This is a genomic window from Staphylococcus sp. HMSC055C03 (assembly GCF_001809385.1).
Taxonomy (GTDB): domain Bacteria; phylum Bacillota; class Bacilli; order Staphylococcales; family Staphylococcaceae; genus Staphylococcus; species Staphylococcus simulans.
On sequence record NZ_KV797494.1, the window covers coordinates 122313 to 135286 of the forward strand.

The 12974-nt window shown below is 35.7% G+C and carries 11 protein-coding genes, 1 pseudogene and 1 riboswitch; of the genes and pseudogenes, 6 read left to right on the plus strand and 6 right to left on the minus strand.

The window, feature by feature from the left end; all coding sequences use genetic code 11:
• Positions 1–61: 61 nt before the first annotated feature.
• From dapD to HMPREF2603_RS08125, 6 genes and pseudogenes are all read right to left on the minus strand, one after another.
• Entirely contained in the window at positions 62–781 is a 720-nt protein-coding gene (gene dapD / locus HMPREF2603_RS08100) for a 2,3,4,5-tetrahydropyridine-2,6-dicarboxylate N-acetyltransferase (RefSeq protein ID WP_002480910.1), read from the minus strand.
• A 24-nt stretch (positions 782–805) separates the two neighbouring features.
• Positions 806–1531 carry a 4-hydroxy-tetrahydrodipicolinate reductase gene (gene dapB / locus HMPREF2603_RS08105; RefSeq protein WP_060804278.1) on the minus strand — a complete coding sequence of 242 codons (726 nt, stop codon included), beginning with the start codon at positions 1529–1531 and terminating at the stop codon, positions 806–808.
• A complete protein-coding gene (gene dapA, locus HMPREF2603_RS08110) occupies positions 1531–2415 on the minus strand; it encodes a 4-hydroxy-tetrahydrodipicolinate synthase (protein ID WP_023015222.1) in 885 nt (294 codons plus the stop codon). The genes dapB and dapA overlap by 1 nt, the downstream gene beginning before the upstream one ends.
• 1 nt (position 2416) lies before the next feature.
• Positions 2417–3406, minus strand: coding sequence for an aspartate-semialdehyde dehydrogenase (locus HMPREF2603_RS08115; RefSeq protein WP_060804277.1), 990 nt, complete (start codon positions 3404–3406; stop codon positions 2417–2419).
• Between the two features lie 79 nt (positions 3407–3485).
• Positions 3486–4689, minus strand: a pseudogene (locus HMPREF2603_RS08120) (aspartate kinase).
• A gap of 87 nt (positions 4690–4776) precedes the next feature.
• Positions 4777–4953, minus strand: a riboswitch (Lysine riboswitch).
• A 253-nt stretch (positions 4954–5206) separates the two neighbouring features.
• Positions 5207–6808 carry an ABC-F family ATP-binding cassette domain-containing protein gene (locus tag HMPREF2603_RS08125; protein WP_060804276.1) on the minus strand — a complete coding sequence of 534 codons (1602 nt, stop codon included), beginning with the start codon at positions 6806–6808 and terminating at the stop codon, positions 5207–5209.
• Positions 6809–6993: 185 nt separating this feature from the next.
• Here HMPREF2603_RS08125 and cvfB point away from each other — a divergent pair, with 185 nt between their 5' ends.
• From cvfB to phoU, 6 genes are all read left to right on the plus strand, one after another.
• On the plus strand, positions 6994–7905 hold the full coding sequence (gene cvfB, locus HMPREF2603_RS08130; RefSeq protein WP_023015224.1) for an RNA-binding virulence regulatory protein CvfB: 912 nt from the start codon (positions 6994–6996) through the stop codon (positions 7903–7905).
• Between the two features lie 420 nt (positions 7906–8325).
• Positions 8326–9270: a phosphate ABC transporter substrate-binding protein PstS family protein gene (locus HMPREF2603_RS08135; RefSeq protein ID WP_060804275.1), complete on the plus strand. Its 945-nt coding sequence runs from the start codon at positions 8326–8328 to the stop codon at positions 9268–9270.
• 176 nt (positions 9271–9446) lie between these two features.
• Positions 9447–10373, plus strand: a complete 927-nt coding sequence (pstC, locus tag HMPREF2603_RS08140; protein WP_060804274.1) for a phosphate ABC transporter permease subunit PstC — start codon at positions 9447–9449, stop codon at positions 10371–10373.
• Position 10374: 1 nt separating this feature from the next.
• Complete coding sequence (gene pstA / locus HMPREF2603_RS08145) at positions 10375–11307, plus strand: phosphate ABC transporter permease PstA (RefSeq protein WP_060804273.1); 933 nt, start codon at positions 10375–10377, stop codon at positions 11305–11307.
• A gap of 51 nt (positions 11308–11358) precedes the next feature.
• Positions 11359–12252, plus strand: a complete 894-nt coding sequence (gene pstB / locus HMPREF2603_RS08150) for a phosphate ABC transporter ATP-binding protein PstB (protein ID WP_060804272.1) — start codon at positions 11359–11361, stop codon at positions 12250–12252.
• Positions 12252–12899: a phosphate signaling complex protein PhoU gene (gene phoU, locus HMPREF2603_RS08155; protein ID WP_002480899.1), complete on the plus strand. Its 648-nt coding sequence runs from the start codon at positions 12252–12254 to the stop codon at positions 12897–12899. Before pstB ends, phoU begins: the two co-directional genes overlap by 1 nt.
• Positions 12900–12974 lie beyond the last annotated feature (75 nt).

The window sequence follows — 12974 nt, forward strand, 5'->3', positions numbered from 1 at the left end:
CAAAACGCACACGATACGCCTTTTTTGATTTATTTAATAGTTGTTAACGTCTGGTTTTTGATTAGTCATTTAATTTACGTAAAGCAGATACGATTTCGCGTTTAGAATCTTCAACTTCAGAAGTTTGTTTGATTACTTTCGCTGGTGTACCTGCAACTACAGTACCGGCTGGAACGTCTTGTGTCACAATTGCACCTGCAGCAACAATTGCGCCTTTACCAACACGAACGCCTTCTAAGATAACTGCATTGGCACCGATTAATACATCATCTTCAATTACAACAGGGGATGCACTTGGTGGTTCGATAACACCTGCTAATACAGCACCTGCACCGACATGTACATTTTTACCTGTTGTTGCACGACCACCTAATGTCGCACCCATGTCGATCATTGTACCTTCGCCGACTACCGCACCGATATTGATTGTTGCGCCCATCATCACAACTGCACCATCTTCGATAATCGCTTGTTCACGAATGAATGAACCTGGTTCAATACGCGCGTTTGTATGACGTAAATCTTTTAGTGGAATCGCAGAGTTGCGACGATCCATTTCAATTTCTACATCTTCAATGTAGTTTTGATATTCGTCATAGAATTTATCCCAGTCATCTGCTTCACAGAAAATCACTTTAGAATCTTCTCCGCCGAATACTTTAAATGATTCAGGGAATTCTACGTTTTTGAACGCTCCGTTAATATAAACTTTTAGTGGTGTTGATTTTTTCGCATCACTAATATATTGAATAATCTCCTCAGCTGTTAAATCTTTTGCCATGGTAAAAACCTCTCCTTTGTTTAATTAATTATTTAAATTATCAAATGTATAATACCCATTTGGTTTAGAAACCAATCGCTCAGCGGCTGTAATTGCACCGTTCGCAAAGATATCTTTTGATTGTGCCCGATGTGTTAATTCAATCGTTTCATCGACACCAGCAAACAATACTTCATGTTCACCAACAATTGTACCGCCACGAACAGCACTAATTCCGATATCTTCAGTTTTTCTACGTTCAGTTGTTTGTGAGCGATCATAGACAGGATTTACTTCTTTAATATCTTTGATAACATCTAACAATTTAATCAATGTACCACTTGGTGCATCTACTTTTTTATTATGATGTGCTTCGATTAATTCGATATCGTAACCTTGTAAAAGTGGTACGGCAACTTCTAATAATTTTGTCATGACATGGATACCATAACTCATATTTGCACTAAAGAAGACTGGCATGTCTTTACTTAATGCTTGTAGTTTTTCTTGAATTTTTTCTTTTTCACCCGTTGTAGCTACAACAACTGGTAATTTGAAATCTTGGTCTAATAACGGTAATAATAATTCCGGATTAGAGAAATCAATCGCTACTTCAGCATCTTTTGCTTCACTGATTTGTGAATAAGTAGGGTAGGGATAGTCATTTTCAGGATCTGGAACGATAACACCTACAATTTCATGTCCTTGCTCTTCAGCCAAACGTGCCACACGTTTGTTCATTGCACCATATCCGATTAACAAAATTTTCATTAAAGTTCACCTGCTTTATATTTGGCATATGCTTCTTCAAGTTGTTTACGGTCTGATTCTTCTAAAGTCACTAACGGTAAACGTACTTCGTAGTTACCGAATCCTTCAACAGCAGTAAGTGCTTTGATTGGGATAGGGTTAACATCTACTGATAACGCATTTAACAAACGGTTAATTGGTTCGAAATCTTTATCAATAGATTCGCCACGTTTTGCTTTTTCATAAAGTGCTTGGAAATCACCAGGAATCGCGTTTGCGACAACTGAAATTACACCATGGCCGCCTTCAGCATAATAACGTACAACATTGTCATCGTTACCGCTATATAATGAGAACTCAGATAAGTCTAAGCGTTCTTTTAACGCACGGTGATGTTCAAAATCATTAGTCGCATCTTTCAATGCTACAATATAAGGATTTTTCGCTAACTCAACCATTGTTTCTACATCAATTCTCATATTTGTTCTTGATGGTACATCATATAAAACAACAGGTAGTTCTACTGCATCTGCCACTGTAGTGAAGTGGGCGATTAAACCACGTTGGCTTGTTTTATTGTAGTAAGGTGTAATCAGCATAATTGCATCTGCACCTAATTCTTTAGCACGTAATGAAGCATCTAAAGATTTTTTAGTTGAGTTTGTACCTGTACCAGCAATAACAGTTGCTCTGCCATTCACTTGTTTAATAACTGCTTCTAATACTTTTTCTTTTTCATCTTCAGTTAAAGTAGGGTTCTCTGCAGTTGTACCATTTACAATAATCGCTTGGATATTATTGTCTAATAAATAATTAACATGTTTCTCTAATGCTTGATAATCGACTTCATTATTTGTGAATGGGGTCGTAAGAGCTACCCCAACTCCTTCAAATAAACGACTCATATTAAGAAACTCCTTTCATTGATAAAACTTGTTCTAAAATTTGGACTGTATTCAATGCTGCGCCTTTAAGTAAGTTATCTGATGTTACCCAAATATGGAATGTATTATCTAATGAATCATCTTTACGGATACGACCGACAAAGACTTCATCTTTACCAGTAGAATAAACAGCCAATGGATATTCATTATTTTCTGGATTGTCTACTAAGACAACACGATCATCATTTTCAAATAGTTCTTGAATTTCTTTTACTGTCGCTGGTCTATCTAAAGTAACGTCCATTTCAACACTGTGGCTGTCTTGTACAGGTACACGCACACAAGTTGCTGTTACTTTTAAGTCTGGTAAGTTTAAGATTTTACGTGTCTCATCAATCATTTTTTGTTCTTCTTTTGTATAACCATTTTCTAAGAAGACATCAATGTGAGGTAACACGTTGTTATAAATAGGATGAGGATAAGTTTTTGGTTCTTCTCCTTTTTCTCCATTTAATAAATCTTCACGGCCGGCGTAACCTGAACCTGATACTGCTTGATATGTTGTATAAGCAACACGTTTTAAACCATATTTATCTTGTAATGGTTTTAAAGGTACCACTGATTGGATTGTTGAACAGTTAGGGTTTGCGATGATACCTCTTGTAAATTTAGGTTCATTGACTTCCGGTACGACTAAATCGATATCATCGTGCATTCTCCATTGACTTGAGTTGTCGATAACAATGGCTCCCGCTTCTTCAAAAATAGGTGAGAAGTGTTCACTTGTAGCGCCCCCAGCACTCATCAATACATAATCAAAATGTTCGCTTGCAGCGTCTTCTGTTAGTTCTTGAACTGTATATGTTTTACCTTGAAACTCGATTTCTTTTCCTGCTGATCTTGCTGAAGAAAATAATACAAGCTCATCAAATGGAATATTTTTACGATCGATTGTCTCTAACATTTTGCTTCCTACTAAACCTGTTGCACCTGCGATTGCTAATTTTGTCATATTCAATTCACTCCATATTATTATTTAAGAAAGTCGTTAATTCTTTCTTGAGTTTCTGATTCTTGCTGCTTTCCAACTTTTAAATATCAAATGTTTCATAAAGTTGTTTGACTGCACGTTCTCCGTTATCAGCATCGATAACATAAGAGATACTGATTTCAGATGTCGTTGTTTGATAGAACGGAATACCTGCATTAATTAAACTGATGAAAGCTTTCGATGCGACACCTGACATATCTCTCATACCTGATCCAATCAAGGAAATCTTTGCGTAGGCATCATTTAAATTATAATCTAAAGCTTGATAACTTTCTGACAATTTGTTAAAAATACCTTTGATTTGTGTCAAATCAGTATCTTTAATTGTAAATGAGAGCTGTAACCCTTCAAGGTTGACGATTTGAGAAATCATATCAACATTGACTTGTCCTTCTTCAAGTAAAGTAAATAAATCTGTTAAGAGTTTATTATCAGATAGGGGATAGCTGATAGTGACATGCATCATTTTGCTATCTAAAGCTACGCCCGTTACTGCTTTTTTCTCTAGTATTTCTGTTTGTGACATAATCCACGTTCCTTCCACATTTGATAACGTTCTTCCTAAATACAATGGAATGTTATAGTTATTTGCGAGTTCGACACTGCGTGTTTCTAAAACCCCAGCACCCAGTGCGCTCATTTCCATCATTTCTTCGTAAGAAACTACACTTAAACGTTTGGCATCTTTATAAATACGAGGGTCAGTCGCATAGACACCGTCAACGTCTGTATAAATTTCACATGGTGTTTGATTGGCTGCTGCTAATGCAACTGCTGTCGTATCCGAACCACCTCGGCCAAGCGTAGTCAATTCAAGTTCATCATTGATACCTTGGAACCCGGCTACAACAAGTACATCATGCGCGTTTCAAATGCTTTATCAAAAGTATCAGGGTTGATTTCTGCAATCCTGCTTTTGAGATGATGTCCAACTGTTTTAATTCCGGCTTGATATCCTGTCATGGCTCTTGCTTGAACGCCTATATCGTTTAGCACCATAGACAAGTAGGAAACAGTTTGCTGTTCACCAGTTGTTAATAAGAGGGCAAGCTCTTGTTGTTTTGGTTCGCTGGTCAGCGCAGCTACATTTTCCATTAATTGGTCAGTTGTTTTTCCCATTGCACTGACCACGACAATAAGTTGTTCGTCATTTTCAATTCTATTTTTAGCATTTCAGCAATATTCCTAATTTTCGTAAAATCGCTGACAGACGAACCGCCGAATTTTAAAACACTTCTCTTCATTGCTTTACATATCCTCCTCGATAGTAGGGGAGAATCACATATATAAAAAGAGCAAGTCCGGAATGCGAACTTGCTCGTAAATTTATATACAAGTGATGCACTCCATTATTTGATAATAATGACAGACCCTTAGCTCTTAACCTGAAAGTCCAACAATCATAACTCTGCATTTATGATTATTTCGGCATCTCACCCTTTCCTTACCAACTGCAACAGACAGTAGGCGTGGCAAGTACTTATGATTGATGCGCCTCATCAAAAAAACTATTCAATTAATTAGTATGTATCACATTATACATAGTTACCATTGAGATGTAAACCAGAAATATATGATTTTTGGAAATTTACTGAAAAAAGCCTAAATTCCGAAAGTATTTACTAATTAAGTGTAATTTATACTTTGTTTTTTTCATCGTCTATTATCAATTTTTTAGCTATATACTCTATATAGACGGAACTGTAGGGATTAAACATAGAAAAAGAGGTTAGGATTTTTCACCTAACCTCTGCATAATTTCTAGCTTAATACACCAGTTTCTTTTAGGTACTCTTCGTAACTGATTTCTTTAGAAAGGGCACCTTGTGGGTTTAAGTCGATCACACGGTTTGCGATTGTGTTAATAAACTCAAAGTCATGTGATGTGAAGATGATTGAACCTTTGAATGATTTCAATCCATCGTTGACTGCAGTAATACTTTCTAAGTCTAAGTGGTTTGTTGGTTCATCCATTAAGAGAACATTCGCACTTGAAAGCATCATTTTACTTAACATGCAACGTACTTTCTCTCCACCTGAAAGGACACTTGCTTTCTTCTTCACTTCTTCACCGCTGAATAACATACGACCTAAGAAACCACGTAAGAATGTCTCAGTTTGTTCATCTTCAGGTGCATATTGTCTTAACCAGTCGACTAATGTCATATTCACACCATCGAAGAATTCTGAGTTATCTTTAGGGAAGTACGTACGTGAAGTTGTCACACCCCATTTAACTGTACCTTCATCTGGTTCCATTTCTCCAGCTAAAATTTTAAGTAATGTTGTTTTCGCAATTTCGCTATCTCCAACAAGTACAGCTTTATCGTTAGGGAACATTGTAAATGAAATGTTATCTAAGACTTTTTCACCGTCAATTGTTTTTGATACGTTTTCTACAAATAATAAGTCATTACCGATTTCACGTTCTGGTGAAAACTTCACGAAAGGATAACGACGAGATGATGGTTGAATATCATCTAACTCGATTTTTTCCAATTGTTTCTTACGGCTTGTTGCTTGTTTAGATTTAGAAGCGTTCGCAGAGAAACGTGCAATGAAGTCTTGTAATTCTTTAATTTTTTCTTCTTTTTTCTTGTTTTGTTCTTGCGCCATTTTTTGAGCAAGTTGACTTGATTGATACCAGAAGTCATAGTTTCCGACATACACTTTGATTTTACCGAAGTCTAAATCAGCAATATGTGTACATACGTTATTTAAGAAGTGACGGTCATGGGAAACTACAATAACTGTATTTTCAAAGTTGATTAAGAAATCTTCTAACCAGCTGATTGCAGGGATATCTAAACCGTTGGTAGGCTCATCAAGTAAAAGAACATCAGGTTCACCGAATAAACTTTGAGCTAATAATACTTTTACTTTTTGGTTGTTTTCTAATTCAGACATCTTTTTATCATGTAAATCAGTAGGGATGCCTAGACCTGATAATAATGTTGCTGCATCTGCTTCAGCATTCCAACCATTCATTTCTGCGAATTCGCCTTCTAATTCTGCAGCACGAATACCATCTTCATCACTGAAGTCTGGTTTCATATAGATTTCGTCTTTTTCTTTCATCACTTCATATAAACGCTCGTGACCTTGAATCACAACATCTAATACGCGCTCGTCTTCATAAGCAAAGTGATCCTGTTTTAAAATCGCAAGTCTTTCGTTTTTACCCATTGAAACATGACCTGTTTGTGAATCTAATTCACCAGAAAGTATTTTTAAGAAAGTAGATTTACCTGCACCGTTTGCGCCAATCAAACCATAGCAATTACCTTCTGTAAATTTGATATTTACATCTTCAAACAATTTACGATCGCCAAATCGCAAACTTACATCAGTAACTTGTAACATGAATTTCCTCCATTAATTGATATTTCTAACGCATGAATTATACCACACAAATACGTTTCTTTCGATATATGGCGGTTAAACAAACATAATTCACCTATATTATAGAAAGAATCAATAGAAGTTCTGTCTATAAAAATGTTAACCGTGTTATAATATGCCTAATACAGAAAGTGGAAGGAGTTATTATGGCCTTAAAAGATAACGATATTATCGGTACAATTGAATTTCTCAAAGTAGTCGGTTTGAATGGTTCAACATACCAATTAGCAGGCCCAAATGGCGAAGAAGTGAAACTCAATCAATCAGAAGTAAATGAAGAGGATGACCTGGAAATAGGTGAAGAATATAGTTTCTTTATTTACCCAAACCGTTCTGGCGAATTATTTGCGACTCAAAACATGCCAGACATCACAACAACCAAATATGACTATGTTAAAGTACTAAAAACAGATCGCGATGGTGCGAAAGTAGATGCAGGACTTCCTCGTGAAGTTTTAATCCCATGGGAAGATTTACCAAAAGTTAAATCATTATGGCCGCAAAACGGCGATGAAGTGCTTGCGACATTAAGAATCGATAGTGAGAGACAAATGTTTGCGCGTCTCGCTTCAGAAACAATCGTCAGTCAAATGTACACACCTGTACATGATGATTCACTTCAAAACAATATTATCGAAGCACGTGCCTATCGTGTATTAAAGATTGGAAGTTTCTTACTATCTAAAGATGGTTATAAAATCTTTGTACATGAAAGCGAAAGAAAATCAGAACCTAGACTAGGGGAAGCAGTCAATGTGAGAATTATTGGTCATAATGAAAAAGGCGAGTTGAATGGTTCATTCTTACCATTGGCTCATGAACGTCTTGATGATGATGGCCAAGTGATTTTTGATTTACTTGTAGAATATGATGGAGAACTGCCGTTTTGGGATAAATCAAGTCCAGAAGCAATCAAAGAAGTGTTCAATATGAGTAAAGGGTCATTCAAACGTGCAATCGGTCATTTATATAAGAAGAAAATCATTAACATTGAAACAGGCAAAATCAGCTTAACCAAAAAAGGGGAAGCGATTGCTGAATCAGAAAACCAATCTTAATAATATGAAAAACATTGAAACTAGGGTGCACTGCATCCTAGTTTTTTCTATTTTTTGTAATCTCACTGTAAAATAAGCACCTAAAAGAGCGATTTTTACATTCAAAATCAAAGCCACGCAATTTATTTCTCCTTTTTTCAAATTTTTTTACAGAAATTTTCAATCTAATTTCCATTGAGCAATTATGAAGATCATATTAACACAATATTAAAACGTTGATATGACGCGGTTTATTGTGCGATTGTAAACTTTGTAAAGATTGTAAATTTAATCTGATTTCTCATTCACTGTATATTTACAATTCCTCTATTTGTAATTAACAATCCGTCTGTAATATAGGTGTTGAAAGTGATTACATACAGCTTGAGCAAACAAAAAAATCATAACGCTCAAATGTTTATTTTAGGAGGATTTCTTATCATGAAAAAATGGCAAGTTTTAGGAACTACAGTAATTGGTGCTTCATTATTATTAGGCGCATGTGGAAACAGCGGCGGCGGTAGCAGCGACAGCGGAGATAGCAAGGATAAAGAAGTCAAAGGCGAAGTTAAAGGTGACGGTTCTTCAACTGTAGGACCAATTATTGAAATTTTAAATGAGAAATTTGCTCAAAAATATCCGAACGTTACGGTTTCATCAGGTACTTCTGGTACAGGTGGCGGTTTTGAAAAATTCATCAATAACGAAACTGATTTCTCAAACGCTTCACGTCCAATCAAAGATGAAGAGAAAAAGAAATTAGAAGAAAAAGGCATCAAATACTCTGAATGGAAGATCGCTAAAGACGGTGTAACAATCGCAGTCAACAAAGACAACGATTTCGTTAAAGAGTTAACAGTTGATGAGTTGAAAAAAATCTACTCTGGTCAAGCTAAAACTTGGAAAGATGTTAACCCTAAATTCCCAGCTAAAGAAATCAAAGCATTCTCACCAGACCAATCACATGGTACTTACGATTTCTTCAGTGAAGAAGTTATGAACAAAGAAGATATCAAAGCTGAGAAAAACGCAGATACAAACGTTATCGTACAATCAGTTAAAAATAACAAAAACGGTGTAGGTTACTTTGGTTACAACTTCTACGAGCAAAACAAAGATTCATTAAAAGAAGTTAAAATCAAAGGTAAAGACGGTAAAGCAATCGAACCAACTAAGAAATCTATCCAAGATGGTTCTTACGCATTAAGCCGTGACTTATATGTATACACTAACGACAAAAAACTTAAAGACAATAAAGGTTTTAACACATTCATCAAATTTATCTTAGAAGATAAAGGTAAATCAGCAGAAAAAGCTGGCTATGTAGCATTACCTGAAAAAGACTACAAAGATCAACTTAAAAAACTAGAAGATTCAACTAAATAATCACAGCAGTACTCAAGTTAAACTTCCATTAGCAATGAAACTTTCAACTTAAGTTTCGCATCTCATAAGCACTTGTCCACCCGAGCTGTGTCTCGGGTGCGCTTGTTTTAAGACTTATTCACACAATCAAATTGTTTAACACTTATTATTTTTCCAAGGGAAGGAAGAAGGGAATTATGAAATCTCAACACAACGTTAGAGAAATGATTGCTCATAACCAAAGAAACAAAAAAGGTGTCAGTGACAAACTTGTTCCTATTGTTCTAGCGGTTATCGCAGTGATATCGATTCTTACAACAATTGGTATCTTATTTACTCTATTAACAGAAACTATTACATTCTTCACACGTGTATCTATCGTAGAATTCTTGTTTACAAGAGAGTGGAACCCATTCTCTAGCGACCCGAAATACGGTATTTGGGCATTAATATTTGGTACGTTGAAAGTTACTGTCATTGCGACACTCTTTGCGGTACCTATCGGATTAGGCGCAGCGATTTATTTGAGCGAATATGCATCAGACAGAATGCGTAAAATTATTAAACCTGTACTTGAAATTTTAGCAGGGATCCCAACAATTGTGTTTGGTTTCTTCGCATTAACATTCGTAACACCAATGTTACGTAGTATCTTCCCTGAATTAGGAAGCTTCAACTCAATTTCACCAGGTTTAGTCGTAGGGGTTATGATCATCCCATTAATCACAAGTTTAAGTGAAGATGCGATGGCATCAGTACCGAACAAAATTCGTGAAGGTGCATTAGGATTAGGCGCAACAAAATTTGAAGTTGCGACAAAAGTTGTTTTACCAGCAGCCATTTCAGGGATTGTTGCTTCAATTGTTTTAGCAATCTCAAGAGCCATCGGTGAAACAATGATTGTATCTTTAGCAGCAGGTAGTACACCAGATGCAACATTTAATTTAACTGGTTCAATTCAGACTATGACAGGTTATATCGTACAAGTTGCAACAGGTGATGCAACATTCGGATCTGATGCGTATTACAGTATTTACGCTGTAGGATTTACGCTTTTCCTTTTCACACTTGTAATGAATTTAATCTCTCAATGGATTGCAAAACGTTTCAGAGAGGAGTATTAAGATGGCGACTACAACAACTACAAACCAAAGTGGCAGCAGCAGAGCGCTGGTTAACCAACAACAAGTTGAAAAGAAATTATCATCTCGTTTAACTAAAAACAAAGTGTTGAAGTGGGTATTCTTCGCTTGTACTTTAATCGGACTTATTGTGCTAGCAGCATTATTAATCGATACATTAATCAAAGGGGTTCCTTATTTAAAACCATCATTCTTTACGAACTTCTCATCTTCAATGCCTTCAATGGCAGGGATTAAAGGTGCATTAGTTGGTACATTATGGTTAATGATTACAATCATTCCTATCTCAATTATTTTAGGTGTAGGTACAGCGATTTATCTTGAAGAATATGCGAAAGATAATGCATTCACAAGTTTCGTTAAAATCAGTATTTCAAACTTAGCTGGTGTACCTTCAGTTGTATTCGGTTTATTAGGACTTACGATTTTCGTTCGTGGTATGGGAAGTGAATCTTTATCACTAGGTAAATCAGTCATTGCAGCCGCTTTAACAATGTCATTACTGATTTTGCCAGTAATCATTGTATCAAGCCAAGAAGCAATTCGTGCTGTACCTAAATCAGTACGAGAAGCAAGTTATGGATTAGGCGGCAACAAATGGCAAACAATTTACAAAATTGTTTTACCAGCTGCATTACCTGGTATCTTAACAGGATTCATCTTATCGTTATCACGTGCATTAGGTGAAACAGCACCATTAATCTTAATCGGTATCCCAACAATCTTATTACGCTTACCAACTGGTATCTTCGATATGTTTCAAGCAATGCCGATTCAAATTTACAACTGGGCAAAAATGCCGCAAGAAGCATTCCAACATGTCGCATCAGCCGGCATCATCGTTTTACTTGTATTGTTACTAGCGATGAATGGTTTAGCGATATTCTTAAGAAATAAATTCAGTAAAAAATACTAATTGATAAATTGAAGCTCACGAATAATAATTGATCAAAGGAGTTTTGACAGAATGGAAAAAGTTCAAGACAGAAAACAAGGACAAGACAAGGCAAAGCTAAATGAAGAGTTACAAAGCCACGCGTCAGAACGTACAATTAAAGTAGAATCATACTCTAATGAATCGTCTAAAATTGAAACAGATACAAATAAAGAAATTGTTTACTCAACTCAAAATTTAGACTTATGGTACGGTGAAAACCACGCATTAAAAAATATTAACTTAGATATTTTAAAAAACAATGTCACAGCGATTATCGGACCTTCAGGTTGCGGTAAATCAACGTATATCAAAACATTAAACAGAATGGTAGAACTTGTACCAAGTGTTAAAACAGCAGGTAAAATTCTTTACCGCGGCAACGATATTTTCAGCAATAAACAATCTGTTGAAAAATTACGTACAAACGTAGGTATGGTGTTCCAACAACCGAACCCATTCCCAAAATCAATTTATGATAACATCACATATGGTCCAAAAATCCACGGCATCAAAGACAAGAAAGTCTTAGATGAAATCGTTGAAAAATCATTACGCGGCGCAGCAATCTGGGATGAATTAAAAGACAGATTAAACCAAAACGCATATGGTTTATCAGGTGGACAGCAACAGCGTGTATGTATCGCTAGATGTTTAGCAATCGAACCTGATGTAATCTTAATGGATGAACCTACATCAGCACTTGACCCGATTTCAACATTAAAAGTTGAAGAATTGGTTCAAGAATTAAAACAAAAATATTCTATCATCATGGTAACGCATAACATGCAACAGGCAGCACGTATTTCAGACAAAACAGCATTCTTCTTAAATGGTTACGTAAACGAGTACGATGATACTGATAAGCTCTTCTCTAATCCTTCTGACAAACAAACAGAAGACTACATTTCAGGACGTTTCGGTTAATGACTGTTATCCGTCAGCATTATGAAGAGCAACTAAAAGACTTAATCAAAGATTTACGTGCTTTGGGAATTAAAGTCTACTTCAGTATCGAAAAAGCGGTTCAATCTTTAAATAAAGAAGATCGAAATTTCGCTCGCCAAATCATTAAAGGTGATTTGGATATTAACCAATTAGAAGATGAAATCAATGAAAAAGTTGTGATGTTAATCACAAAACAACAACCGATTGCGACAGATTTACGTATGATGATTGCTGCATTAAAAATCGCATCAGAATTTGAACGAATCGGTGATAATGCCGCAAGCATTGCGAAAATCCGTAAACGTGTAAAAATCACTGATCATTACATTTTAACGCGTTTAAAAACAATGGGTGATTTAGGGTTGCTTATGCTGAAAGATTTAGATACAGCATTTAAAAATAAAGACGTAACTTTAATTCTTGAAATTATCGAACGAGATAAAGATATTGACGATTTATATAAAGACATCGTAAATACAACTTATTTAATCGATAATGATCCATTTGTGGCAGGGCAAGCCCATTTAGCCGCAAGACATTTAGAACGTATGGGAGACCATATCGCAAATATCGCTGAAAATATTTACTACTATATTACTGGCGAAGCTTACGAATCAATGGTCTAAAAATATAAAAACAGGGAGAACACTCAATGCGAGCGTTCTCCCTGTTTTATTTGTGTATTTCAACAATATATAAAG